At 57.0% G+C, this 24,864-nt stretch carries 23 protein-coding genes, 1 pseudogene and 1 riboswitch; of the genes and pseudogenes, 10 read left to right on the top strand and 14 right to left on the bottom strand.

The annotated features are described in order from the left end of the window. Positions 1-98: 98 nt before the first annotated feature. From V1290_RS27475 to V1290_RS27500, 6 genes and pseudogenes are all read left to right on the top strand, one after another. The gene (locus V1290_RS27475; protein WP_334367261.1) at positions 99-1,889 is read left to right on the top strand and encodes an adenylate/guanylate cyclase domain-containing protein; all 1,791 of its coding nucleotides are present in this window, start codon (positions 99-101) and stop codon (positions 1,887-1,889) included. A gap of 162 nt (positions 1,890-2,051) precedes the next feature. Next, positions 2,052-2,609 (top strand): annotated as a pseudogene (locus V1290_RS27480) (transposase); the annotation flags it as partial. Between the two features lie 959 nt (positions 2,610-3,568). Continuing rightward, a complete protein-coding gene (locus V1290_RS27485) occupies positions 3,569-3,970 on the top strand; it encodes a hypothetical protein (protein ID WP_334367262.1) in 402 nt (133 codons plus the stop codon). Between the two features lie 86 nt (positions 3,971-4,056). Further along, entirely contained in the window at positions 4,057-4,362 is a 306-nt protein-coding gene (locus V1290_RS27490) for a hypothetical protein (protein WP_334367263.1), read from the top strand. Between the two features lie 59 nt (positions 4,363-4,421). Beyond that, the gene (locus V1290_RS27495; protein ID WP_334367264.1) at positions 4,422-5,570 is read left to right on the top strand and encodes a hypothetical protein; all 1,149 of its coding nucleotides are present in this window, start codon (positions 4,422-4,424) and stop codon (positions 5,568-5,570) included. A gap of 520 nt (positions 5,571-6,090) precedes the next feature. Beyond that, positions 6,091-6,573 (top strand): tyrosine-type recombinase/integrase, encoded by a 483-nt coding sequence (locus V1290_RS27500; protein ID WP_334369193.1) that lies wholly within the window; start codon positions 6,091-6,093, stop codon positions 6,571-6,573. Between the two features lie 207 nt (positions 6,574-6,780). Here the strand turns inward: V1290_RS27500 and V1290_RS27505 are convergent, their stop codons facing one another. The 6 genes from V1290_RS27505 to V1290_RS27530 form a co-directional block, all read right to left on the bottom strand. Further along, positions 6,781-7,170 (bottom strand): type II toxin-antitoxin system VapC family toxin, encoded by a 390-nt coding sequence (locus V1290_RS27505; RefSeq protein ID WP_334367265.1) that lies wholly within the window; start codon positions 7,168-7,170, stop codon positions 6,781-6,783. Continuing rightward, positions 7,151-7,432 carry an AbrB/MazE/SpoVT family DNA-binding domain-containing protein gene (locus V1290_RS27510; protein WP_334367266.1) on the bottom strand — a complete coding sequence of 94 codons (282 nt, stop codon included), beginning with the start codon at positions 7,430-7,432 and terminating at the stop codon, positions 7,151-7,153. Before V1290_RS27510 ends, V1290_RS27505 begins: the two co-directional genes overlap by 20 nt. A 542-nt stretch (positions 7,433-7,974) precedes the next feature. Then, positions 7,975-8,361, bottom strand: coding sequence for a response regulator (locus tag V1290_RS27515; RefSeq protein WP_334367267.1), 387 nt, complete (start codon positions 8,359-8,361; stop codon positions 7,975-7,977). Between the two features lie 781 nt (positions 8,362-9,142). After that, positions 9,143-9,505 carry an SLC13 family permease gene (locus tag V1290_RS27520; RefSeq protein WP_334367268.1) on the bottom strand — a complete coding sequence of 121 codons (363 nt, stop codon included), beginning with the start codon at positions 9,503-9,505 and terminating at the stop codon, positions 9,143-9,145. Positions 9,506-9,728: 223 nt separating this feature from the next. Continuing rightward, positions 9,729-11,063, bottom strand: a complete 1,335-nt coding sequence (locus V1290_RS27525; RefSeq protein ID WP_334367269.1) for a DUF2252 domain-containing protein — start codon at positions 11,061-11,063, stop codon at positions 9,729-9,731. Between the two features lie 653 nt (positions 11,064-11,716). Next, complete coding sequence (locus tag V1290_RS27530) at positions 11,717-11,929, bottom strand: hypothetical protein (protein WP_334367271.1); 213 nt, start codon at positions 11,927-11,929, stop codon at positions 11,717-11,719. A gap of 529 nt (positions 11,930-12,458) precedes the next feature. On the opposite strand from V1290_RS27530, the gene V1290_RS27535 reads away from it, so the two are divergent. Then, the gene (locus V1290_RS27535) at positions 12,459-12,620 is read left to right on the top strand and encodes a hypothetical protein (protein WP_334367272.1); all 162 of its coding nucleotides are present in this window, start codon (positions 12,459-12,461) and stop codon (positions 12,618-12,620) included. An 84-nt stretch (positions 12,621-12,704) separates the two neighbouring features. After that, a riboswitch (ZMP/ZTP riboswitch) is annotated at positions 12,705-12,787 on the top strand. A gap of 138 nt (positions 12,788-12,925) precedes the next feature. Here V1290_RS27535 and V1290_RS27540 read toward each other — a convergent pair. The 3 genes from V1290_RS27540 to V1290_RS27550 all read right to left on the bottom strand — a co-directional run bounded on the left by V1290_RS27540 (position 12,926) and on the right by V1290_RS27550 (position 15,355). Continuing rightward, on the bottom strand, positions 12,926-13,198 hold the full coding sequence (locus V1290_RS27540; RefSeq protein WP_334367273.1) for a hypothetical protein: 273 nt from the start codon (positions 13,196-13,198) through the stop codon (positions 12,926-12,928). A gap of 19 nt (positions 13,199-13,217) precedes the next feature. Then, on the bottom strand, positions 13,218-14,057 hold the full coding sequence (locus V1290_RS27545) for a YiiX/YebB-like N1pC/P60 family cysteine hydrolase (RefSeq protein ID WP_334367274.1): 840 nt from the start codon (positions 14,055-14,057) through the stop codon (positions 13,218-13,220). Positions 14,058-15,151: 1,094 nt separating this feature from the next. Beyond that, on the bottom strand, positions 15,152-15,355 hold the full coding sequence (locus V1290_RS27550; protein ID WP_334367275.1) for a hypothetical protein: 204 nt from the start codon (positions 15,353-15,355) through the stop codon (positions 15,152-15,154). 731 nt (positions 15,356-16,086) lie between these two features. On the opposite strand from V1290_RS27550, the gene V1290_RS27555 reads away from it, so the two are divergent. Beyond that, complete coding sequence (locus V1290_RS27555) at positions 16,087-16,383, top strand: HU family DNA-binding protein (RefSeq protein WP_334367276.1); 297 nt, start codon at positions 16,087-16,089, stop codon at positions 16,381-16,383. Between the two features lie 480 nt (positions 16,384-16,863). Here the strand turns inward: V1290_RS27555 and V1290_RS27560 are convergent, their stop codons facing one another. The 5 genes from V1290_RS27560 to V1290_RS27580 all read right to left on the bottom strand — a co-directional run bounded on the left by V1290_RS27560 (position 16,864) and on the right by V1290_RS27580 (position 23,091). After that, complete coding sequence (locus tag V1290_RS27560; protein ID WP_334367277.1) at positions 16,864-17,724, bottom strand: metallophosphoesterase; 861 nt, start codon at positions 17,722-17,724, stop codon at positions 16,864-16,866. Positions 17,725-17,823: 99 nt separating this feature from the next. Then, complete coding sequence (locus V1290_RS27565) at positions 17,824-18,315, bottom strand: hypothetical protein (protein WP_334367278.1); 492 nt, start codon at positions 18,313-18,315, stop codon at positions 17,824-17,826. A gap of 641 nt (positions 18,316-18,956) precedes the next feature. After that, positions 18,957-20,672, bottom strand: a complete 1,716-nt coding sequence (locus V1290_RS27570) for a site-specific integrase (RefSeq protein ID WP_334367279.1) — start codon at positions 20,670-20,672, stop codon at positions 18,957-18,959. A gap of 637 nt (positions 20,673-21,309) precedes the next feature. After that, a complete protein-coding gene (locus tag V1290_RS27575) occupies positions 21,310-22,230 on the bottom strand; it encodes a DUF2971 domain-containing protein (RefSeq protein WP_334367280.1) in 921 nt (306 codons plus the stop codon). Positions 22,231-22,293: 63 nt separating this feature from the next. Beyond that, the gene (locus V1290_RS27580; protein ID WP_334367281.1) at positions 22,294-23,091 is read right to left on the bottom strand and encodes a hypothetical protein; all 798 of its coding nucleotides are present in this window, start codon (positions 23,089-23,091) and stop codon (positions 22,294-22,296) included. 216 nt (positions 23,092-23,307) lie between these two features. Between V1290_RS27580 and V1290_RS27585 the strand changes: the two genes are divergently transcribed. After that, the gene (locus V1290_RS27585; protein ID WP_334367282.1) at positions 23,308-24,099 is read left to right on the top strand and encodes a hypothetical protein; all 792 of its coding nucleotides are present in this window, start codon (positions 23,308-23,310) and stop codon (positions 24,097-24,099) included. A gap of 26 nt (positions 24,100-24,125) precedes the next feature. Continuing rightward, on the top strand, positions 24,126-24,860 hold the full coding sequence (locus tag V1290_RS27590; RefSeq protein ID WP_334367283.1) for a hypothetical protein: 735 nt from the start codon (positions 24,126-24,128) through the stop codon (positions 24,858-24,860). The last annotated feature ends 4 nt before the right edge of the window (positions 24,861-24,864 follow it).

The raw sequence follows: 24,864 nt of genomic DNA on the forward strand, positions 1-24,864 counted from the left end.
CGGCGCCTTTTGACCCGTTTCGGACATGGGCATTGCCGGACATCGGCCCGCAATTCTGCTATATAAGCATTCAATGTCCCCGACCCCGGGGGTGCACCTTGAGCGGCGAGTACGTAGAGCGGCGACTGGCGGCTATTCTGGCGGCGGATGTCGCGGGCTCTTGCCGCTTGATAGGGATCGACGAAGAAGGCACGCTGGCGCAACTGAAAGCTCTTAGAAAGACGCTTTTTGATCCCAAAATCAGTGAGCATCGCGGGCGCATCGTCAAGAATACGGGGGACGGCGCGCTCATCGAGTTCGGCAGCGTCGTAGATGCCGTACGCTGCGCCGTCGAAATTCAGCGCGGCATGGCCGAACGAAATACTGACGTGCCACAGGACAAGCGGATCGAATTTCGCATCGGCATTCACGTCGGTGATATTATCATCGCAGACGATGATATCTTTGGTGATGGGGTCAATATTGCGGTGCGTCTCGAAGGGATCGCAGAACCGGGCGGTTTCAGCATTTCGGACGACGCTCACCGGCAAGTTCGTGGCAAGGTAGATATCACCTTTGAGGCTATAGGTTCGCAACCCCTGAAGAATATCGCCGAACCGATGCGGGTCTGGCGCGTGCGCATGGGCCCAAGCTCTTCGCCGGCAACGGTAACAAAACCGCCGACCGAGACTGCGCAGCCGCTTGCTCTCGCCGACAAACCCTCCATCGCAGTGCTGCCGTTTGAGAACATGAGCCGCGATCCGGAACAGGAATATTTCGCCGACGGCATGGTCGAGGACATCATTACCGGACTGTCGCGGTCCAAATCGCTTTTCGTCATCGCGCGACACTCCACCTTTACTTACAAAGGCAAAGCCATCGATATCAAGCAGGTCGGGCGTGACCTTGGCGTTCGCTATGTGCTGGAGGGCAGTGTGCGCAAGGCTGGCAATCGCGTTCGAATTACCGGGCAGCTGATCAATGCTGCAACAGGAGCGCATCTTTGGGCGGACCGGTTCGACAGCCAGCTTGAAGATATTTTCGATCTGCAGGATCGGGTGACGAACAGCGTGATCGGCGCAATCTCCCCTCAGCTTGAACGCGCCGAAATCGAGCGCTCCCAGCGCAAACCGACCGAAAGCCTTCAGGCCTACGACTATTACCTTCGCGCGCTCGCTTGCTATTATAAGTTCACCGGAGACGCGAACGTTGAAGCACTCAAGCTCACCAAAATAGCCAGCGGCCTCGATCCCGAATTCGCCGCGGCATACGCGCTCGGCGCTATTTGCTATGTACCAAGGAAAAGTTTCGGCTGGAGAATCGATGCTGCTGCCCACGGAACAGCTGAAGCCCGGCGGCTCGCAAGGCGGGCGATCGAACTCGATAAGGACGATCCAACGGTGCTTGCAATGGCCGGATTTGCGCTCGCTTACGTAGTGGGTGAGGTCGAGGAGGGCGCAGCCCTTGTCTCGCGAGCGACAAGTCTAAACCCAAATCTGGCTATCGCACGAAATTGGAGGGGGTGGGCCCACCTTTGGCTCGGTGACGTAGATGCTGCGATCGAGCAATTGCAGGCCGCCTTGCGTTTGAGCCCGCTGGATCCACAGATCTTCACTATCCAGACCGGGCTGGCCTTTGCTCATTTTTTCGCCGGCCACATCGCAGACGCCACATCATGGGCAACAACTGCTTTCCGGCAGCAACGAACTTTTTTTACCGCACAATTTATTCTGGCGGCATGCCATGCGATGTCTGGACGGGTTGAGGAAGCACAAGAGGACTGTGCGCGCTTAATGCAACTGTACCCGACCCTAAGCATTTCCAAAATCAGGGACAGGACCCCATTCCGCAGGACGGAAGATATCGAAAGATTGGCGCAAGCTTTCCGGATCGCGGGGATGCCGGAATGACCGCTATTGGCCCTTTTCGGACCTGACAGGCCGGACTGACGAGGTCCGTCTATGGGGGCAAAGCAGACCTTACCGATGCCGTCGCCGAATTCCGAAAATGACCCTGGCTGTGTGAAAACGCCGTGCCGCTGTTATGATTCTCCCGTGGTTCTAGGGGGATCGATGAGGCGCTTCGTTGAGGAGGCCGATCGTGGGCAATGGACGCTACTGCCCGAGTGCCTCGATGATTTCATTGACGAGAGCAACCCCGTCCGCGTGATCGACGTGTTTGTCGGTGCGCTCGATTTGGCGGAGATGAGCTTTGAAGGAGTGGAGCCGGCGGCGACTGATCGGCCCTCGTACCATCCCTCGGTTCTGCTTAAGCTTTACATTTACGGCTATCTGAACCGGGTGCAGTCGAGCCGCCGGCTCGAACGAGAAGCCGGACGCAATGTCGAGGTGATGTGGCTGCTGGGTCGGCTCGCTCCTGATCACAAGACGATCCCGGACTTCCGGAAGGATAACGGCTTGGCGCTTCGCAAGGTCTGTACGCGCTTCGTCGAACTCTGCCGCGAAATGGGGCTTCTTGCGACGGCGAACGTCGCCATCGATGACAGCAAGTTCAAGGCCGTGAATAATCGGGACAGGAACTTCACAAAGGCGAAGGTGCAACGGCGGCGTGCTCAGCTTGAGGAGAGCGTCGCTCGCTATCTGAGCCAGCTTGACCCTTCCGGTCGCCAGTTCGCGGTTGAGTTCGCCCAGCGCCTTCAGCATGGCGAAACCCTCCCGGGTACCGAGTTCGAAGCGGGGCAATCTGGATACGCAGGGGCGGGCGAAGGTCGAACGCGCCGTGGCCGCAGCTATGCGTGGATCAGGCATCTCGTACGATCTGATCTATGCGAACGATCTCACTCCCGAGCGGCTTAAGGAGTTCGAACGCGGGACATGAAGTGTGGGGCACCTGCGCGACCTTCGCTGTCACCGCCTCGGTCCTGGCGAACCTTGCCGGGCATCCTGCTCGTATTGTCCAGGACGGGCCGGACCATGTCGTAGCGGTTGCGGATCGCTGGCTGTTCGATGCGCGGCGAGATGCCCCGTAACAGCCGAATCCGTGATTTCGGACCTTTTCCAAATTTTGGTTGGTGGTTCTGATAGCTTCCGCAGGCCCGCCCCGCGATGTGCATAAGCCACTGAAAAGACGTCGGAAAAACGTGTTTGCCGGAGGCTTATCTGGCTAGTGCGTTGCGGGTGGATGAAATAACCATTGGTGTCGGATGAATTGTCAAAGAGGATTTGCCAACGTGCAAACCCGATGGCGGTAGGTTGGTGCGTTGTTAGCGGTTGACGGGCTCTGCCAGACTTTACTGTGCACGCATCGACCTATTCTGAGGGTCAGGTAGTTTGGGATTTGGAGGTTGCCGTGAAGAAGGCGGTTACAAAGCGGAGGGACAAGGAGTCCCCCAGGCCAAAGCTGAATGTCGGCTTGGCCAACGTGCTCGCTCAGTCGGAAACTGTGTCCAGGGCGTTCGGCCCTAGGTTGGGTTTCATCTTGGTGCTGGCCACCGTTCTAGCGGCGGCCGCGGTCAGTGCAACGAGCTTGTTCCTGTTGGCAAAGGGTGTAGGGCACGTCCTAGGATGAGTGTGAACCACATAGCCTGATAGGTTGTATGGGTGATTTGCTGCAGATCATGGACTAACCGATGGCAAAGCCGAAAGACGTGAACCTCCGGGACTTTTTGACGAACAGCAATCTGGCTGCCCCAAAAAGTCCTCCATGGATTCACAGCACGGCCTCAAGCCGGCTGATTCCGATCCTAAAGGAAGAAAAGCTTCTCGCCGTCAAATGCAACGTCTTCAAGGGCGAAAAGCTCTGTTATCTGTTCGTCGGCCGCGCTGCCTATAAGGGCAGGGACGCGCTGAACCCCGAACCGTGGCAGCTACCGTCCGTGTTCGTCATGAGGTTCAACACCCCGCCACCACTGAAACGGATTCATCCCTTCGACAGAGGGGCTTTCGACAGGGGGCGGATGCCCGACTACCTGACGACGTTCAAATTGGATGATTTTAATGTCGGCACCGACCAGGACCAATCGGAAGGCTGATTTCTCTCTATTTCGAAACACCGCGGCGGTACGTCGACCGGGACGCAAACGACCAAAAGAAGCTAAAAGACGAGCATTTGCTTACCATGAGCCATGCAAAGGTGCTGGCGGTGGCGAAACTGTACAAGGAGGGCTCGACCAAAAACTACGACGACCGGGCGGCGGCTATCGAGCTTCAAGTCGAAGAGGACATTCCACTGAAGAAGGAAAACCTGCTGGGTGTCGTCGTTCCGGAAGAATACATGCGTACGCCTGGCGTCAGGGAATCCCTGAAAGACCTGACGAAAGTGGTTGAGACCTATCGGTTGCTGCCACTGAGCATCAGCCAACATTACGGCCTGATCTATGATTGCGTGGAGCAGGTCTACAAGCGGGCAGGCATCAACCTTTGACCCCCGACGCTATGTCAGTCTCCGCTGCAATTCGACTGTCGCCGGTCGACTCTATTGGCGTGTCCGTCTTCTTGGCCGGCAATTCGATGTACCTTCCTGAAATGGACGCTGACTTCAATATCAGCCGCTTCCTGCACTTCGAGAACGAAGACGGTTACGAGCTGACATCCCTGATTCCCGACGCCTACCGACAGCAGATGTTCCGCATCGGAGATCCTGCACCCATTATCTTCTGGGTAGACCAAGCGCCCTACATCGTGGAAGGCGACGCGGAGAAAGCGAAGCTGGATGAAATCTTCGGCATCAGGGCGCGGACGCATCCCGTTCTGAAAGACCTCGGCGGGATGCTGCACGACGCACGCACGGGAGTTTTCAAGCGCCAGCAGGAGGAGTGGCTCGCCAAGGAACTGGAGGTGTCTTACGGCGACGTGTTCCTGGAGCCGCCAAGCCGGACCAAGTATTGGATACACCGCTACAGGGTTGCCCTCGAAAACGCCCGCCAGCTCACACAACCGCCGCATCCGATCGATGTGCGCCTGCGAAGGGCGTCCACGGAATGGCTGGAGAAGTTCGCCACCAAGGCTGAGCTGCCGATGATAGCATCACTGCTGGGTGAGGCCTCGCAAGGCATTTACTCGGTTCGCCAAATCACTGAAATCATGTTCGCCTATCTCAGCAACAAGCTGTCGACCGCGCGTTCCGCCGAAATTAACAAAATCGCCGCTGACGAGACCATCGGGGCTCTGTTCGCTCACGGCATGTATGAGTTCTACATTGAGAACGGCTGGCCCAACGCGCCGTTCAACTACGCCAAGCTGGACTTCGTTGAAGTGATGAAGCAGCGGTTGGCACAGGGGAAGGAAAGCGGGACGTGGGAGGTGGCTCGTCAGCTCTCGAAGGTCCTATTTGGCGACAGGGACGCCCCGACTGAAGTGGATGATGTGGCGCTCATGTACATCAGGCCGATCCTCGGCACCTATAAGAGCCTGCTGGGTGAGGCAGAGAGTAGGTACGCCTACAACGGCATGAAGTTTACCAGTGAGGGGCTGCTGGACCACTCAAGGGCAATAGTCGACTGCTTCGACCGCATTCAGGAACTGGGCTGTATCATGAATGGCGATGACCGCAAGAACGGCTCGATGATGGATGGCCGCTTCCAAGTCGATCAGGATCAGGTCAAATGGTATCGGGAATACTTGGAAAGCTGAGGCGGCCTCAGTGGCAGGGTACAGAGAGTAGATCTCGCACGTGCGCCTCACGCGCCGCGCCACAGAATGTCGCAGGGTAACGTAGGGTAACATAGAGTGCGATCGCCGGAGACATCTCGCGCCCCCATGCGCCGCGCTGCACCGACGGACAAAACATCGAAAAAATGGCCGTCCGAGCATTGCTAGGCAAGAGAAAACCCCGCCGTCTCCGGCGGGGTTTCATGTTCTTTTTGGAGGTAGCTACCTTTTGGCCGGGTAGAAAATTCTTCCAATGGATATCCAAGGTTACCTAAGTGGACACGAAAACACGCTGGATGGGCAACTTGGGCTGATCGCGTCGGCGCACTGTCATCCGGGCCTTGCACCGCTTCCTTGTGGCTGAGGGCCTCGCCTCCGAAGATCCAACGACCCAGCTTGCCCCTATGCGCCGGCGGCGACGCATTCCCACGGCACTGTCGGTCGAAGAAGTCGGGCGACTCCTAGACACGGCACATCAGGCGGCGAACTGCGCATCCGGGGGCTGTACAAGCAGGCGAGTTACGCGCGCAGGGCCGCATTGCTGGAAACGCTCTACGCCTCGGGAATGCGAATCAGCGAGGCCGTCCGCCTTCCTGCCCAGGCGGCACTCACCAAGTCCGCGCATCTGTTGATTAGGGATAGGGACGACAAGGAGCGCATCGTACCGCTGCATAAGACCGCGCTCGAAGCAATCGGCCTTTGGCGGCGGCTGGCCAATGAATACGGTACGAAGTCCGGCACCTGGCTCTTCCACTCAGTTCGCGACGGAAAAAAGCATCTGACATCACGAGCGGCAGAATTCGAAGTCAAGGAGGCCGCCATCGTCGCCGGCCTGAACAGGCCCGATCTCGTCACACCACGGGTTCTTCGGCACGCGTTCGCCACACACATGCTTGCCAACGGAGCCGACATGCGCGTGGTGCAGACGCTCTTGGGGCATGCCGATCTCGAGACCACCGAGATCTACACCCATGTCCAGCTGTAATGCAGGGATCGGGCTCTAGAATCTGAAGGGGGATTCGCCGGAGCGGGAGCAGGGCACGGTTAAGTGCGCGACGAAACCCCGCGCCGCAGCACTCAACATGCGAGGCGACCGCCAGCGACTTCAACGAGCGGGAGACGAGGGCGTTTCCGCGGGGAAGTGGCACGATCCGCGAAAGCCGTACCTTATGTGCGCGCTGTGGGCCCGGTGCTAGGGCGTCCGCACCTTGATGCCGCCAAGAGCGTTGGCGGTTTTCGCGAAATCCTGGTCGAAGCTGATGAAGGCCTCACAGCCTTCCGCCTTGGCCAGATGCAGGCCATCTGCAAAGTCCATGCCTTGCCTTATCCAGCCCAGCGCCTTCGCTGCGGCGGTAGCATCTTCCAGACTCACGCGCGGCAGCCCCGCGAAATCGGAGAGGGCCTTGGCGCACTGGGCAGCGGAAAACCCATAGACGCTGCGCAGCGCCCACTCGGTCTCCAACAGCACTGTGGTGCAGACGAAGACGTCATTGTTGTCGATCAGCCTGCGTGCCGGGGCAGCCTGTCCGGGATCGTCGCCCACCAGATAGCGGACGATGAGATTAGTATCGATTGCGAGCATTCCGCCGTTTCGCCTCGGCGGCGATCCCCGCCTCCATATCTGCGACTGACCTTGCCGACCCCTTATAGGGTAGGGAACCAAACACGTCTTTCGGCCGGGTGGGCGCAAAGGCGGGCTTCGCCTTCAGCAACACGCCCTCGGGGGTATCCTCCACCACCAGTTGGGTTCCCGCAGGCCAGTGCCGCTGTTCCCGGATCGCCTTGGGCAATATCACCTGGCCCTTGGTCGAGACGGTGGTGGTCAGTTTCTGCTTGGCGGACATGGCGGCTTCATTTGGTAAGACGAAAGTAAGATAGGCCGAATTCGACCGGATGGCAAGACTGCGGGAATATACCGGACAACCTTTATTCGGACTCATCGGGAGCGGGACGAACCGCCGTGGCCCGATGCGGTGCGAAAGTGGGCCCGCCGATACGAAGCAGACTCAAATAGAGCTCGAATGACTCAGATCCAACCGGAAACGACAACGGCACCCGGCACGATTACCGGTCGGTTCGCATAAGGTTTCTTATGCGAAATTCATCAGGATGCCGCCGCTGCAAAATGCAAAAAAGACCCCCATCGGTTTTTGCACAATTTGCGTAAGCGGGATTCTACCGAATTGTCTCAATAAGTGTGCAGGAGGATGAGGGAATCGAGTCGTTCTTTCCTTGAGGTCTGACGACGCTTGGGAGCGGGCGCAGAGTCAGATCGTGCGAATCCGAGTCAGGTCTGTTGCGAACCGATACCGGCAGAAGCGTGGTCAATTTTTCGACCAGTACTAATACGGCAAGAACACTTTTGGTATTTGGGGCGGCGCTTGGCTTACGTTGTCGACGTGCCCGTATTGAGCAAATTGGAAACGGCGGTGACAAGCTGCGCGGGCGCGAACGGCTTTTGCAGTAGGATGCTGTTGGGGACTCCTTGCGACGCCCATTCGTCCGCAGCCGCTCCCGTCATGTAGACGACCGGAATGGCAGGGACTTTTTCCCTAATCTGCCTTGCGACCTCCCAACCGCTTAAGCTGCCCTTCAAGCTAACGTCGGTGACGAGCGCCTTGTAGTTTTTGCGCCCGCTCTTGAACAAGGTCAGGGCTTCTTCCGCTGAGGAGAGAATATCGGTTTCAAAACCGCCTTCGCTGAGCGCATCTTCAACTATGCCCTGCACCGGATACTCGTCCTCGATGACGAGAATTAGAGGCAACTCGGCCACGATTTTCCCCGGCGCGCTTGAGAACCATCAATGTATGTATGTGTCGGGGTGCCCTTGGTTCAAAAGAGCGGACATAACTAGGGCGGAGGGCAATCGTGCGCGGTTGGCCTGCGCTCTAAGCGGTGATCTTTCAGATCAGCCCCAAGAGTATGAAAGCCCCGATCTCGATCAGGACTGCGGTTCCTAGGGTGGCGACGGCAAGAAAGGCGTCAATTGGCGAAAGGTGCATGGCTCGCCTCGCAGTTTTGCGAGCCCCGAGACCCATTGACTAAATACACCTAGGCGAAAAAGGTTGCGGTTCCGAAGGCGCTATCAACCATCTGCGTTTTGCTCGGGAGAGGATGGAATTCCCGCGCCAACGGGGACAGTCCCAACAAGGCCACGCGGTGTAACGCCCACATGGCCTTTGTCGTCTCAAATGAGAAGCGAGTGCCTGATCTGTCGCAGCATCGACAAGTCGGCTGATAGGCGCAACGCCGACCAAGCGGAGTATATTCGCTTGGCGGCGTTGGTAGTGCTCTGGCCGGGTCTTTAAATCCTGGCACCACCAGCATTGTCTGATTGAGGTGACAGCAAGGTAAAGATTGCATCGCGTCCGTAGTTGTACGGGGTGGCGCTCACCAAATCGCCGGTGGCTCGACAGTGAGAAGGTGGGATATAGCGGCACCGAGTTGCGCGGTCGCGAACGGCTTTCGCAGCAGGACGCTATGGGGCACGCCCTGCACGGGCCATTCGTTCCCGGCCACTGCGGTCGTGTAGATAATGGGAAAGGCCGGATCGATCATTCTGGCCTGTCGCGCAACCTCCCACCCGCTGACCGGGCCGGCGAGCCTGATGTCGGCTGTCTAACGTAGGCCGCGGTCCAGTAGGTGATGACGCGAAAAAATCCTGAAAGCTGGAGATTGGCGACGACGATCATCATGCCAAGCAGCAGCGCGATGGTATTGAAGTCGACCGCTCGATACGCTTCGTCGAGCGACAATACGCCGGTGGTGACCATCAAACTGCCGCCCAGCAGGGCCGCCCCGGCCCGGTCGATCCGGTATACCGGTATCTTGCCGAGGGCCATGACGGCGTAGGTTGCAAGAAAGATCAACCATGCAGCAACACTCGTTGTTTCAGGCATCCAGTTCATTCTGCCCATCAAGCCTCGCGTAGCGCTAACGACAAGCTGTAAGCCATGTCTCAAATGGGTCAAACGTGAGGCTTTCGCGATGTCTGCAGGACCTCCGCGTTCCCCCCAGATAGCGACCGAAAAGAGACACGGCAGCAGGTCCGAAAAGTGCCACCTTGCGGATTTTCGTGCCGCACAGGTAGGCGATTGACGCCGCCTAAATCGTGGACCGGCGCCTGGTTCTACCTTGCGACTAAGCCGCTTGCGCTTTCTTTGTAGCCGTGGGTTTGGTCCTCTTCGCCTTCACCAGAGCGGCGTGATCGGCGCTTGTCTGATCGGCATAGGCCGTCGCGAAGGATGCGATCGCGTCATCGAGCGCGTCGCTCTTGCCACTGTAGCCAGCGATCGCGGCCGGATCGCCAGAGCGCGCATGGGCACGCGCGAGCGTTCGACCGCATAGCTGGGCATAGTCGGAGAGTGCCTCGCCTTCGCTGATTTCGCTGACGGTGCCAAGCCTGCGGTTTTTCAGCGTCCGAACATAGAACTGACGGCCGGTCTCATTGTCCTGCGTAGCACCCAGGAAGATGTCGCTGGCGGCCTGCATCATCTGCTGGCCCTCCACAACCCGACGGCCTTGATTTCCTTTGTAGGCAGGCTTGCCGCCGAGCCGTTCCAATACCGATCGCTGCGCTTGTTTGACCTGCAAGAACAAGGGCTCGTTGTCGTCGGTCATGAACAATGCCACGCAGCAGAATGTGCCGACGGATCCGACGCCCACCGCCTTGAAGGCGAGATCCTTCATTGTGAAACGGTCGAGCAACCGCTGCCGATCAGGATTGAGGCCTTTACGATAGGCAGCGAACACGCGCTCGACACCAAGCCGGTGTCGCGGGTCGGCCTTAGGATCGAGATGGAAAATGGTAGGGGGTTTATCGACGATCTTCGGATTATCGCCGCTGACCAGATGCGGGAAATTATCGTCCTTCGCCAAGCCCCTGCCACGCGCCTTAGCAATTACGCCAGCGAGCTGGCGCCGCAGATCATTATTGCCGATCTGCTTGATCTCCTGTTCGAGGTCGATCCGGCTGTGCCAGATCTCCAGCGGCGACAGCTTGGCAAGTGCGGAAATGTGCGACCGATAAGCCTTGACCGTCGCAGCCGCGACCACGCGGGCCTGTTTCTTGCTTGTGCCCGAGGCCGATGCTGCTACCGCTACGCTCGCCGCGAGGCGCTTCAGATCGACGGTGAAATCGACGCCAGGCAGCGTCTCATCAAAATCGTTCACGTCGAACAGGATATTGTCCTCGGGAGTAACGAAGGCGCCGAAGTTCATCAGGTGGCTGTCGCCGCCTGCCTGCACCGGTATTCCGGCCACTGGCTGGGCGGCCAAGTCTGTCGCCATCACCGCCGCGGCGCCGCGCAGGAAGGCGAACGGGTTAAGCGTCATGCGCGCGTAACGCTCCGGCACAAGCTCCGGAACGCGATCCGGATCGCTCTCGGCGAGAATTGCAACGGCATTGCGCGACATCGATCCCTTAAGGTCGGCATGTGCTTCTCGCGGCGTCTCGCGTCGGAGCGCTTTGCCCACTTGGAACCGTTCGCTACGCGAACCCAAAGTGACCGTCATCTGGAAGTGCTCCAATGAAGGACAAACGGTATCTGAAGCCGCCTAGTTGTTCGCAAGCCGCAAGCGTGGCTGTGCGGGACGCCGGTCCGGCCTTGGACTCCCAGGAAGCGGAAGGCAGCGCGCCTTTGTATCTCGTGCGCAGCCACAGTCGTCACACCCGCCCTCGACCCTCGGCCGAGTTCAGTCGATACGTTTCCTTTTCCCAATCTAGATCTTCGTGCTCGCCGTCTTGTCGAGCGCGCCGCGCAATCCCTTGGCAAACTTTCCTCCCTGTTTGGTCCAACCACCGCTTGCCGAGCCCCTGCGTGAGAGCTCGCTGATCATCTATTTCGGTACTGCGCAGCGGTTAATGTTTCTCCATTGCGTTAAGCGGGCGATCTATCTGGCCTGCCTGCTACGGTTCCGACCGATCATCATGACGACCATGGCCGCAGTCCTACGCTGCATGACGGCCATAGTGTCCGACTTGCGTTCCACGGAAGCGACGGGGGCTCGAACGGGGGTGTCGTAGCGTTCATGGCGAGGAGCCCCAGCACGAAGAGAGTCGCGCTAGTTCCGACTTATCCTAAGCGCCTCTTCGGAAGGACTTGGACAGCCTCTAGCGCGCAGCGAACTCATGAGAGCATCGACGCGATGGTCTGTATGTGGTCAGCTCCCGCCGCTACAAGCTCTGCGTAACTGGTGCGACCCTGCGCCGCCGCTATTAATATGCATTCAGCGAGATAGGCTTTCGCGGACACGTTGCAGAACTCTGCAGGCACCCTCAACATTACCTCCTCAAGAGCGATCCGCATTAGTGCAACAACTTCAACATCGAATTGCGGCATGTGGCTCTCCGTTTTCCAACTCAGGATGCCCAGGTCCTGGAGACTTAGGTCGCATCTGACGGTCTGCTTGGGCTGACGTTTGTGATCCAGAAGCCCCTCTGATGCACTTTGTCGACCGGACTGGTTGAAGCCTTGGGCGAGCACGCGGCAAAATCAACTCAATTGAGCGATAGGATTTGTGAAATTTAGGTAAGGACTACATGGGCGATGTGACGGTCTCTCGTCAAAGATCGACGTTTCACTCCGTTCTTAGGCCAATCGAGTCGTAATTGGAGATCGATTGCGTCCGATCGAGCCACGTCCTCGGGATATTCCAGCTCATGAAGAGAGCTCTGAGTCAAGCAAGCGTGGCTGCGCCAAAGCCGGTTACAATTCTAGTCGGGCAAGTCTCATTCACACACAACCATTCCTATGGCCCACAGTATGGGCGTTTCCGGACCTTGACTTTGAACTGCAAAGCTCTGAGCCTTTCTTGGTCGCGGCCCGCTCTGCCCACTGTCTGATGGTCGCGCCATTTTTGGAGGCGCCTATGCAACAAGTGATCGAAGGCTACACGGCAGCAGCCTCCGAACTTATCGGTACTCAGTATGAGCACATATCTTCCGGGGTTACCCCTGAAAGCGGACATTGCTCAATGCAGTCAGCATATCTCAAGGGTGCTAACAACGAACGTGCAGCGCTATTTATCTGATCATTTCCGTGGGTGCGTAATTCTTGATCTTGCACATTTGCCCGATGCACCGAGTAGTGAAGACCTGTTGCCGGCCTGCTATTTTTCCCTCTGCGCAACTGGAGAAGCAAGATGGGTCACCATCGGGAAGCGCAGATCTAGAGAGCCGATCGCCCTGGGCCGGCCGAGACAAAATCGGTGAGCCACACTTTGTGGCACGCGCTAAAGCGCGTACGAGCAAACCCACCGGCAACGGTGACGACTGTGAGGAGGCGCACACCGCAGCCAAAACGCAAGCCCAAGTTCGTCGACTATTGACGGATGCGCTAGACGCGGTGCAAAGATTCTGGGTGAAACGTTGCTTCTCCTGCCGGCCAGGCGATGGTCACTAGCTCACCAATATCAACAACTAAACCGACCGGACTTTCGCTATTCAGTCGGACACGTTCTCCTATCTTCAGGGGTATGCGACGGCTCGCGCCTGATCTCTTCTCCAAAAGAAAGCTGACAACCGGCAGCGCAACCGCGACAAGAACGACAATCCGTGCCCAGTTGATTGGTTGCTCGTAACCGTCCGCCATGCTTGTTGGATCAATCAAGTCGCCACTCCTTCTTTGCCTATGCCGCGAGGGTCGCGAAACCGGGAAATTCGGGCGTACTGGCCGCCTTATCGCGCTCGCCTTTGATTTCTGGAGCGAGCGTGACCTGCGCGGAGTGAATTTGGGCCAGGTCGGCCCAACGCATGTCTTTGTAATTAAAGCCGCGCGCGAGCGTGGGCTTGACGACCATGAAGTAGGGCGAAATGTCGAAATCGCGTGGCGCATAAAAAGACGAGTGACGGATCTCGGCGACTTCGCGCCGCCCTGTCTGGCCCTCCACGCGCTTGATCTCGGGCAGGATCGGATAACGCACGGCGTCGAAAGCTTGCGCAATCAGCGAAGAACAGATGATGCGGCTGGTATCGCCGGAACCGAGCGCGATCGTTCGGCGACGCCAACGCTGCGTTACCGGACTTGGCAATAGATACCGCATCAGGTCGATGACGTTCTTGAAGTCGTAGCCGAGACCAATGCGTTCGGAAGCGTAGCGGCAGACCGTCTCGCAGTCCGCTTGGGTGAGGCCCACCGGCCGGCAGATGCGGGTTCGACAATGCAGATATTTCGACAGCGGCGCCGACACGACTCCTTCATCGATATTGGCTTCGATCAGGACGTGGGGTTCGCCCTCGGTTTCTGCACCGGCGATCGGCCCGACGTACAACGCCGAATGCGACCAAGCCGATTGAGTGAGATATTTGATGCTGCCCGAGATACGACCTTTGCCCTCGACCAGCAAGACATCGCCGGGTCGAAGGGTCTCGCGTAAAGCCGTCAAATCGTTTGGAGCGGACGGCTCACAGCTGACTGGCGGCTGCAGCCGGGCGATCAAGCGTCCGACATTGCCGAACAACGAGCCCATGTCGTCCCTCACCTTGGTGTTCTCTTATGGCAGTGCGGAGCAGCTCACGTGCCGTCCACTACCAGGTTCCTCACCAAGCGTAATCGTGAGAGGTGGACCGGACAACTGAACAGAGGTTGATCCGTATGTAACCTTTTGCAGAGTAGGGCATACCTAAGTTTGACCGGCCGTGTCGCCAATAAGAGTGATGGGAATGGTGCACCTCGTTCAGCTGGCGACATCCCTCATCGTTGATCGCGCTCCAAAAAGGCCTAGCAAGTGATGAAAGTTCAATCCTTCTGCGGAGCTTTGCAGGGTCGAAGGATGACTCCACCTCAACGCTGGGCATTCTCGTCTTCTGGCCCACCGCGTCATTTCGCTGCTGCGCAGTAATCTCGCCGGTTTAGGACCAAAGCGGATATCAACCTCGTTGCGTGACACCACCAGAGTTATGAGTACATGGCCTCGAAGCCGGTCCGTCCAGTCCTCAGATGAAGCCGGTGCGGGGACCCTGCGGTTGACTCGGCCGACGCCTCCGGCTTCAGTTCCTCCTATCCTCCTTGGTCGGCGTTTCGCGCGAGTTTCAGATATTCGTCGGCGACACAGCCACGCCACGCTGTCAATGGGACTGATCGGCTTCTCCTCCTGCTCGCTCCACTCCTCGGCTTGCTTGCGGTACCTATCTGCGGCGTGCGCTGCGTTGGTCGAGGCGATCGACTTGGCGCCGACCTTCGTTGATTGGTTTGGCGGGAAGCCAGCAGGTCATACTCTCGAAGGACAGTCGCTGACGCCCTGGCTGCGGGGACGGGAGCCGGTGCAATGGCGGAAAGTCGTCGTCTCGGAACACGACTATGCGATGCAAGAGGCACGTCGCGCTCAACCGATTAGCCGCAGCCGGTTGTTCATGGCGACGGTCGTTGGAAATATGTCCACGCGCCAGGCTTTCGGCCGATGCTGTTTGATCTGGTGACCGATCCGTCTGTATTCGCAGATCGCGGTGCCTATCTTGCGAGCATGAGCGCAGGAGCATGCGCGAGGCTTTGTTGGAATGGACGCTGACCGATCACAATCGAATTACGACACCTAATACCCGTCGAGGCCTATAGTTCGACTGTTCAGAGCCGATTGGCCGACGCGCACCAGCCAACGGAAAAATCCATCACGTCCGCCACAAGATCCTCCGAACGCTCGTCCCCAATACTTCGAAGTTCATTTTTGAAATCAGTCAGCGCTGCGAAAATGTCATCGCGGTCAACGCCCGATGATATCAATTCGGCAATCAGTTCGCGAATGTAGAGCGCGTCCTTGCCCGCCCTCACAGCTTCTCGTATCGGAGCCAAGATCCATGTCATGAACTACTCCTAAGTCCGTCAAATTTTGATGGCAAGTTCGCTTTTGGGCCGATATCATTGAAAAAGTCGAAAGATGAGCAACTCGGAAAGCCTCGCCAAAGTGATTCCATTAGCTATCTTTTTGAGCTACGAGCCACTTCAGGCGCTGGTACGAGAGCTCCGGTCGCTGTTGTGTGGATCGATGTGGATCCCTCGCATCGTCGCAAGCCAAACGCACCAGCGCGCTTAAGAGTTTCGTTGGCCATCCTGAAGAAACTTTTCAACAACATCGGCGCAATGCGGACGTTCGCGGAAGAGCTGTGTCAGCTAAGTGCCAACGGGCAACATCATTCGATCAGTTTGCTAGGCCCTAAGAGAAGCGATTTGGCACGTACCGTGTAATCCCTTCGGTTCGTCTAGCACGCGCAACGGTACCTGCAGTAAGTTGCATTGCCGCGCCTATAGGCCATTAGTCCGAAGCGGAGATTTGGGCGATGGTTCAATCAAAGGAAAGCGTAGGTGAGTAGAAGCCAGGTATGGAACACGCCGAGCTGCTCCTTGCGTTTTACGCCTCGATGGGTTTTAAGCCCGGTGACTTCATGACCATAGGCATGAACGAGAAGCGAGCTGCGTGGCTTTGTCGCGCTTTAGATAGAGTGACGCACTCCGCGTAGCTCATGCGCTTTAAATTGTTCTGAGCCTCCGCAAAGGAATCCATCATGGCCAAGATGACCAAGAACCAGTTGATTGATGCAATTGCAGACGGAACACAGGTTTCCAAGGGAGACGTAAGGGCCGTCATCGAGCAGATGGCGATTGTAGGCTATAAGGAGCTGAATGAATCTGGCGAGTTCGTCATTCCCGGTTTCGTCAAAATGTCGGTCGTGAACAAGCCTGCTACTGAAGCCCGCAGCGGTGTAAATCCTTTTACGAAAGAGCCTATGGAGTTCGCGGCCAAGCCAGCCAGCAAGTCGGTCAAGGCGTCAGCCCTGAAGGTTGCTAAAGACGCTGTTTGAAGCGGGCGGGTTGGTCGAGGCGTTCATCTGAACTGTGGGTAATTCCATCACACCCTGGACAGACACCTCCACCCGCACACTATGCGCCCCGAGACGGCCTCTCTGGAGGGCCTAGGGGGACAGTCTCGCAAAGGCCATGCGGTGTAATGCCCGCGTGGCCTTTGTTTTTATTAATTTATGATCGTCTGACCGCAAAAACACGGACTCTGTTCCGTTCTCCGTGAACAGATAGTGACTTTAGGTCGCCTTCGTCGGAGCGGTTAGGCTTGGAGATTGTTGCTATCCACCCGAATTCTGGGGAAGCCGGTCGGCACCTCCCGTGAAGATTTTTCGGGGATCAGCCGGCATATGCCTTGTCGAGGTTGGCGATGGCGATTTTTTTCATCTTCATCATGGTCTGCGCGATCAGCCTTTTGCGATCGGGATCGCTCAGGTAACGGCACAACCTGCCAGCACAAGCCGCCGAGCGGCTCTCGCAAATCAGGTTGGCTTTTTGATCTTTGGACGCACGCCATCGATTGACGGGAGACCAAGGGCCTCACGAAGATAAGATAGCGAACCGCTGCCGAAATCTGGCAGGCTAAGCAGCGCAGCGTCGGAAACGTCACGCACGTCCCCAATCGTCTTCAAGCCCGCGGCATGAAGTGTTTTCCGTATCCTGGTGGTAAATCGGACGTTCTCGACGGGGGTGTCGTCTGGAAGCTCTGGGGCCGGATAAAGCATCGGCCCCGCCGCTGCTTCCCGCCTGAGACGTTCTTCCCGCAGCCGCTCCCGATTTTCATGAAATGCCTTCTGAGCGCTTTCATGCTCCGCGATGGCCTCTTCTGCCTCGCGGCTTCTGAGAGTTTTCCGCTCAGCAGCCGAGAGGCCGGCATCGCTGCTTTTCTCGCCGCTCATTTTCGCTTCGCCTTCAGCATTTCGCTCCAGCCGGCGCGTAATCGATAGGTAATGCAGCAGCCAACCCCTGACGGTTTGGTAAGGGTCAGTGCTGCCGCTAGAGAATTTGTATTTGTCCGTCCAGAGCGTCGCGCCGGCGAACGTGACCTCGCCGATCCGGATGACGTCGTGCTGCAGCACATGGATGTTCGTGCCGGCGGCCGTCGCCTTGGCCTTCTCGACGGTCCGGTCGATATCGCAGCCGTACGCCTCGTGATTGCCGGGAACGTAGATGACAGGCCGGTCCTGCAAGCGCTCGTGTAGCCATTTCACCCCGCGCTCCATGCGCGGGATCAAGTCGCCGGCGACCACCAGGACGTCGAATTGCGGACGCGCGTCGCCGGACGGCAGGTCCCAGCCGTGGGTCAGTTCGACATGCAGATCTGACAGGATCCACAACAACACGGTCAGTCCTCGTTATTCGTCGTTTAGAGCTGTGCGTTTCGCAGTACCTCGATGAACTTGCTTTCCTGGCAGACTCTCGATCTCGTCGACCATCCGCGCCTACCGCATGGTGACCTTGATCATTCGACTGGCGTCCACCAGAAGGAATCCTCGCAGATCGCCCACTCGCGACTGGCGTCGATCCACATGATCTCTCCGGTCGCCTGAACTTGGTCGTTCTCGTTGATTCCCATCAAAACGGTCGCCGGGCTGTAGAACTTCGTCGTCGTCCGGATAGCGGAGCAGGTCGACGCCGAGCCGGGCGCGCCGCAGCGTCCGCTGGGGGATATCCGGATCGATCTCGTCCGGATATCCCGGGCGCCAGCCGGTGCGGCACCGATCGGCGAAGGCCTCGATCTTGAGGCGTACGGTCTCAGCATGAACGATCGTCGGCACTACGCGCGCAAGGATCTGCCACGTCGTCTCCGCGCCGGCGATGTCGGTCCGGAACCGGAATTTTCTGTCCCGGTCGAACACCGTCACGTCGCCGTCGGCCCGCACGTAGACCGAGCGGGGACGCTCGCCTTCCTCGATGATCGTGATGACCTTCATACGCGGAGCCTCGCTCTCTCCGGAATCCTCGCCCGTCCGTGTGCGTTCGTTTCGTCGTCAAGAGGCTGTGCGTTTACCAGCGCCTCTACGAATTCGTCGGGCAGCTCCTCGATCCCGAGCGCGACTTGCACCTCGATCGAGCCGCAGCGCGGGCATTCATGGCGCTTCGGGTCGTAGACGAACTCGCCTTCCTGGCCGCAGGCGCGGCAAGATGCTCACATCACCTTTCGAAACCCAGCAACAATGGCCTGCGATCAATTTGCATCGTTGTGTCCGTCTGACTTACAATTTGTTTTCTACGCTGCCCATCTCACCCGCCCGTAAGAGCCCGGCGCGTCTTCTATAATCGTGAGCTTGCCACCGCCAGGTTCACGCGCAGGAACGCGGCCCGAGTCGAGTTGCGTTACCCATTCGTCCCAGACCGGCCACCACGACCCTTGATGAGACGTCGCGCCGGCGAACCATTCGTCTGTGCTGGCGAATAGATTTCTTACTCCACGCAACGCATATGCAACAGGAGCCCGCCAAGGCAATGATAACACTGACTTGAGAACGATTTCCTAAACCGTATATCCGAAGCCGGCATCCGCCAGGGAACTCTCAGACGAGATCCGCTCAATATCGTTCTAGTGCCGGCGAATTCAGTGCGTCTTGAGAACAGTCAGTTCTCCGCGGTCGGCTTTCGCTTTCGCGGCCAGCAATATCTCGCGTGCGGCCTTAATGACTGGCGGTTCAAGCGCTTCGATGCGAGCAGCTACCGCTGGATCTAGGATTCCCTTGCGACCATATCGTCGACGAACGTCGCCGGCGTGCCCCAAAATTCTATCGCGGGTCCGCTGTGCGATTGCCTCGTTGTCGAGAAGGTCGGCAAAAAAATGTCTCGTCGAGTACAGCGAGACATCTGCGCGCGCGATTTTCAGAATTTTTTTCACGTATTGCCATGACTTCGAGAGCGGTTGTGACCAACGCACGCTGCCGTCCTTTCGGACATACTCTTCCCATTCCGGAAAGAGACGCTTCTCCCCTCGGTCAATGAGTTCTTGCATGCGATCGAGCAAACCGAGTTCGATCACGAGCGGGGGAATTGGAACCACTCGACCAGCGGCGTTGGTTTTCAAGCGTCGCAAATCCTCAAGGGCAACGCGACCACCTCTCGCATCGAAATCTCGGAGATCGAAATAACAAAACTGCCCGTCCGACACAATTTGCGAGCATTCCAGTTGACCGACTTCACCCGGACGCATTCCGGTAAAAATGCAGATCAGAAATCCCCAATAGATGTGAGATTGAACAAAATAGTTGCCCGGTTGCCAGATGTGCAATCGATTGCGGCAGCCGGTGAACAGCGGAAGTCTAAGAAGGGCGAGAAGCTCTGTATCCTCGAAGGCGTCGCGTGGCAGGCTGGCCATATTTAAGGGATCGATGCATTCGAATGTCGGCCTTTGACCGGCATAAAGACGTTCCGCGATGGCCCAGTCGATGAACTTGTACAGGCCGCCCCAATACCTCGATTTGATGTTCTTTTCGGTGAGTCGGGTTAGTTTGGACCAGCCGTGCTGCTTGGCGTAATTGAGGCGATCGATAAGTCTCCTTCCCTGCTTACCGGGAATATTCTTAGTCTTCGGGATATCTGGCAGTGCTTCGTCCAGCCGCTTCCAGTCGGTGGCCGTAATTTCCTTGAAGAAGGGGTCTCCGAAGAAATCGACGGCGAATTGAACCACTGCCTGGGCTTCGTTCCGCCCCCGGGTCCTGTGCTGGCGCTTGCGGTCGGCAGGCTTCATGAATTCTGCCAGCGCCTCGGACATGCGCTTCCCTGCAAGTCCGGCTGTCTCGGCATCAGCTCTGGTCTCGGGCGCCGCGGACTGCAATTGCTGGGGCTCCGCGCGGGGAGTGGGCACGGATGTGAAGCGCTTGGCCACCTCGTCCTGAACAATCCGCTCGATCAGCGCGACAGGATCAAGGGGAGCCAGACCAGGGGAGGTCGGGACCGGCAATATTGCGGCCTGATCGAGGCTCTGAGCTTGCTCCTCCGCCCGCCCGTCGGCCCGGCCGGCTTCATAGGAGCGACGGACGGCGCGCTCGGCAATTTGGGCCTCGGCCGCTTTATTCTGATCGACGAAGTCGACCCAGCGGTTGGCAAATCCTGGAAACTGCCGCCCGAGCAGATAGCCTCGCTCCTGCGCCCGGGCGATATAGCTCCTGACCTGGTGCTCGAACGCTAGGCGTTCGGCCAGTCGCCTCTCGCTCCCGGGAACGCCATCTCCGACATAGACGCCCAGGCGGTGGTGCAGAATATTGCCCAGTGCCTCAAGGTCGGCGGCCTGGACGACCTCCACCACCCATTCGAGATTATCCACGAGCCTTCTCCGCGCCTCCTTGAAATCAGCCGTCCTAAGGCTGACACGGAGGAGGGGGCGGCCATAGATTGCGGCAGCGCGTTTCCCCAGCCTTATTTGGATACAGTACCGGCCGTCGGGACGACGGCTGAGATAGGAGGGACGAGCCACGCGTGTGCCTTCCTGGAAGGCGCGGGCGAAGGTGATACATCAGATAGAGATGTATCACCGTCGGACTCGCACCTCCGTTCCGGTCAAGATGCTGAAATTACAGAAGATTTGCGGCATTTGGAGATGTGGTAGCGAGTCCCTCCCCCGCTACCATGGCTGCCGGGAAAATAATTTCCGGGGAAATAAGCACGGATATCGATGTGCCAACCGGCTCCCTCCATCCGACGTTCGACTTAGTAGCTGCTGACATCTACGTCTTCACGGGATGGGAAGCAAACAGAGTTCTGAAGACGGGTCCTGATGCTCCCATGACGCTCAAGGAAGCTTAGGTGGTGGTGTTCACGGATGCCATCTCGGTAGCAACCCTGATGGCTGAGTACCGTCGAGAAAATCTCGTCATATACAAGATCGGTAGGCGGTACTTCACAACGTGGCGCGAGTTGAACGAGATGTTGAGTCCTCATGCTTTGATGCGGACAGAACAGCGTCAGACTGCTTCCTTCGACCAATCGACTTCGATTGAATAGGTCATTGCTGAGACGCTCGCGGCAAATATTCTGATGGGGCGTCGGCGTTTGTTCACGAGCGACCGGAGACGCTCTAGGCTTTCGCGCGGAAAGCGAGGGCCTAGAATTATCGAAATCAATTCGGAATCCAGAAAGCGCATTTCACTTTCGTTCTGTTTGACGATGCGCTCTTCCTCTTCGTAGGCCCATTCTTTGGACTTGGTCAAAAACGAGCGTTGTTCGAACGACAGCCATGCGCGAGTAAATTCGTCGCTCCCAACCTTAGCATTCAATTGATCCATGATCTCGCTGACCAGAATAATGGGGCGTTGGGTCGAGTACTTCACCGAACGCATATAGCGAAAGCCGCTGTCCGCGCTCGGCTGTGTAACAAAGTGATAGGCGATGCCTTTATAGCCGTTGGCATAATGGCTCCATTGAAGTTCTGAAGAGATGCGTCGTGAAAATGAACCGACGTGGCAACGTTCGTTGCGGAAAACCAGAAGCGAGAGCAGCTTATCCAGCAGTTTTGCCTGAAGCTCGGGGGTCTGAAAGCGCGGATCGTCTATTTTGGTTATTGAACTTAATTCTTCGCCAAACTTCAGCTCTGACAGAGCGCCGCCCGGTGCCCATGCGCGCTTCATAAAGGATGCTAGATCGGCGGGAGTCGTATCATTTACAATAACGGGGTTCGCTTCGAATGGGTCATTCAGGGACGAAGCGATTGACAGGGGCATGACACTGTTCAAGACGGTATTTTCGAGATGCCGCCACGAGTCCTCGCTTCGCAAGCCGACAAAACGGTAGATTGAACTTTTCGCTTGCGGAAAGAGCCCGGTATTAGAGGCTGCGAAAAGTGCGGCAGTGGTTGAGTCGTGAAAGTCAGATGGAAAGCTTGCCATTATTTCGACCGTCGTGGGGTGCTTCAGCTGGACTTAGTCGGCCGCCCGAGAGCGGGATCGCGCTCAGCGATACAACGGTTTTTCATTTTCGAATGATTGATCTGACCGAGTGTACCGCGAACTAGTCCTGCCGTCATCGTGCACGAAGAAAGAGTATATCCCGTATTCGTTCGTTTGCTTCAGATGGATGCCGTATCGGACGTCAGCGTGTGATGAAAGGCGAAACACGCCAATTTGCTGGTCTTCGTAGTCGTGAACTTGCGAGCCTGACTGTTCGGCTACCCTGCGCGCGAGATAATAGATATCAACAGCGCTCCTAAGAGACGCTGTGAATGTCCGGTCTTTCAGTTCTTGCATGCAACGCTGAAAGCTCTTCTCGTCATGATCCGGGAAAACAGGTCGCGGCGAGCCACCGTCTTGTATCCGTGCAAGGATCAAGAATTTTGAGATATCGAGATAGGCATCGGAAAGTTCGCCTTCTTCACCCCAGACTGGCTCACCGCTGTACGGGACAAAATGCTTCGTGCCGATTTTGTCGAAGTCTTCATAGACGGGGTATTTGTGTGTGAGTGCAGTTAGGTCAGCTTGAATGCGCGCTTTGTCGGCTTTCAGAAGCTCGCGCTCTTGAGCTTTTGCTTTCCGGTACAGCGCAATCATTCTGTCAGGGTTATCGCGGGAAATGACGTTAGCCAGCTCTCGTTGCAGCACCTCAAGGTATCGGTCGTTGGCGTTGTTTGCCGCTGAGGCCCTTCGTCCGGCTGTACTTGCCATTGAACCAAGCGCGGACTTTTGGGATTGACGGCCAAGGTAAATGCCAGCGACGAATACACCGGCGGCAATGATTAAGACTGAAAAATCCATATTTCTCAGACATGTGGAAGAACAAGTTGTCAGGCTAGGCAACGTTCTCATTCCGTTCTACACAAGTCAAGGTTACTGAAACGGCGACTCGGGGCTTAGAGGATGAAAGGACCGTGCAAGCTTTGCGGTAAGACGGGGGAATTACAACAGAGCCACGTCCTGCCTTCGTTCGCCTTCAAGTGGATGAAGCAAGCTGGGCACATAAGGAGATCCGGCTTGCCGAACCGTCGGTCCCAAGATGGAGAAAAAAGGGAATGGCTATGTTGGGACTGCGAGCAGCTATTCAGCTCGTATGAAACGCCGTTCGCAACGAAGATTTTTCACCCATACGACCTCGACCGATCAATTAAGGTCCGCCACGGCGAGTGGATGTTGAAATTTTGCGCCTCTGTTGCATGGCGGTCTCTTTCTGCTTTGCAAGAAGATGGCAAATTCCAGCGTTTGACCGAGCAACAAGCGGCCTTGGGCGAAAAGGCGCTTGAGACTTGGTCGCGCTTTCTTTTGGGCCGTTATAAGCATACAGGCGACTTCGAGCTGCACGTACTTACGTTCGGCGAAATCGAAAGCGCGTCCTTCTCGATGACTACGCCGAACATCAATCGATATCTTGCGCGCGCAATAGATATGGACTTAGCAGCAAATAGTTCGACGTGCTTCAGCTACTCCAAACTCGGTCCGTTTGCGGTCTTTGGTTTCGTGCAATCGCATCCCGGACAGTGGAAGGGGACGAGAATCCCTAACGGTGCGGGCTGGTTTCAGCCTCGCAGCGTCACTGTGCCAAAGCAGCTTTGGGACTATTTGAACGACAGAGCCCTGCACATCAAACATGTCCTGGAATCAATATCCCCCGCGCAGCAACAAAAGATTGTCGAGACGTTGCGAGCGAACCCCGAACGCTTTTTGCAGTCGGGCCTATTCCGCGCGATGCAACGGGATGTCGAGATGTTCGGTCGGAAGGCGTTCGGTAGTGTTGCCAACGCGCAAGACAATATTGAAAAGCTTGATTAGCTGTCTCCCAATTAGCAAAACCGGTTATGTTGTTCTTAGCAACCTATCCCTTTAGCGCAGAGCTTGAACCACCAATGAGTTGGCTTCAATTCATCGACAGCATGTTTGGCCGGTTGGCTTGGCCATTGGTCGTGCTCATTCTAGCTTTCATGTTGCGTAAGCAGCTCGCGGCACTAACAGATAGGGTTCTTGAACTGAGCTTCGGAGGAGCAACGGTCAAGTTTGGGGACTTGATAGCGAAAGGCACCGAGATAGTCGACGAAGCTCCAGAGGAGCCGGTGAGGGTAAAGGAACAGGCGGAGGCGCTGCAGGAGCATCTCTCTCGAATGCAAGAAGAACGGGAGATTGATGCGCGTGAGGTCTGGGAACGGTACGAAGCGTCTCTAGAAGGACTTCTTAAGCGTCGGGCTGCTCTGCATATCCACGATACAGGGGCTCGAAACGTGTTCATAGCGTTCGAAGAGGTGGAGGATACGTTGACCAGGGCAGGCGCTGCCTTGGGCGTTAAAGCAAGAGGAGCGCCACTAATGCAGATGCTATTGCGTCGCGAATTGGTGACGAATGAGCTTGTCGAGTTGTACAACAGCCTTCGCAACGCTCGGAATGCAATTGCACACGGTGAATCAAATTTGCCGAACGAAGGGGAAGCGATGGAATTTGGGCGACAAGCTACCTTTTTGCTCGCTAGATTGATGATAGTGATTGATAAGATTGTAAGTGAAGGTCGTGCGAGAGGTGAGGAGAAAGATGGTCCCGAGTAAATGA

It is taken from the genome of Bradyrhizobium sp. AZCC 1578, from assembly GCF_036924675.1.
GTDB lineage: Bacteria > Pseudomonadota > Alphaproteobacteria > Rhizobiales > Xanthobacteraceae > Bradyrhizobium.

What these genes read in the sequence shown, in the direction of transcription:
- V1290_RS27545 (WP_334367274.1), bottom strand. Translation starts at nt 14,057, where the DNA reads ATGGGCTCGTTGTTCGGCAATGTCGGACGCTTGATCGCCCGGCTGCAG.
- V1290_RS27565 (WP_334367278.1), bottom strand. Translation starts at nt 18,315, where the DNA reads ATGAAGGTCATCACGATCATCGAGGAAGGCGAGCGTCCCCGCTCGGTC.
- V1290_RS27490 (WP_334367263.1), top strand. Translation starts at nt 4,057, where the DNA reads ATGAGCCATGCAAAGGTGCTGGCGGTGGCGAAACTGTACAAGGAGGGC.
- V1290_RS27575 (WP_334367280.1), bottom strand. Translation starts at nt 22,230, where the DNA reads ATGGCAAGCTTTCCATCTGACTTTCACGACTCAACCACTGCCGCACTT.
- V1290_RS27505 (WP_334367265.1), bottom strand. Translation starts at nt 7,170, where the DNA reads ATGCTCGCAATCGATACTAATCTCATCGTCCGCTATCTGGTGGGCGAC.
- V1290_RS27555 (WP_334367276.1), top strand. Translation starts at nt 16,087, where the DNA reads ATGGCCAAGATGACCAAGAACCAGTTGATTGATGCAATTGCAGACGGA.
- V1290_RS27590 (WP_334367283.1), top strand. Translation starts at nt 24,126, where the DNA reads ATGTTGTTCTTAGCAACCTATCCCTTTAGCGCAGAGCTTGAACCACCA.
- V1290_RS27530 (WP_334367271.1), bottom strand. Translation starts at nt 11,929, where the DNA reads ATGCCGCAATTCGATGTTGAAGTTGTTGCACTAATGCGGATCGCTCTT.
- V1290_RS27535 (WP_334367272.1), top strand. Translation starts at nt 12,459, where the DNA reads ATGCAACAAGTGATCGAAGGCTACACGGCAGCAGCCTCCGAACTTATC.
- V1290_RS27485 (WP_334367262.1), top strand. Translation starts at nt 3,569, where the DNA reads ATGGCAAAGCCGAAAGACGTGAACCTCCGGGACTTTTTGACGAACAGC.
- V1290_RS27520 (WP_334367268.1), bottom strand. Translation starts at nt 9,505, where the DNA reads ATGGGCAGAATGAACTGGATGCCTGAAACAACGAGTGTTGCTGCATGG.
- V1290_RS27580 (WP_334367281.1), bottom strand. Translation starts at nt 23,091, where the DNA reads ATGGATTTTTCAGTCTTAATCATTGCCGCCGGTGTATTCGTCGCTGGC.
- V1290_RS27510 (WP_334367266.1), bottom strand. Translation starts at nt 7,432, where the DNA reads ATGTCCGCCAAGCAGAAACTGACCACCACCGTCTCGACCAAGGGCCAG.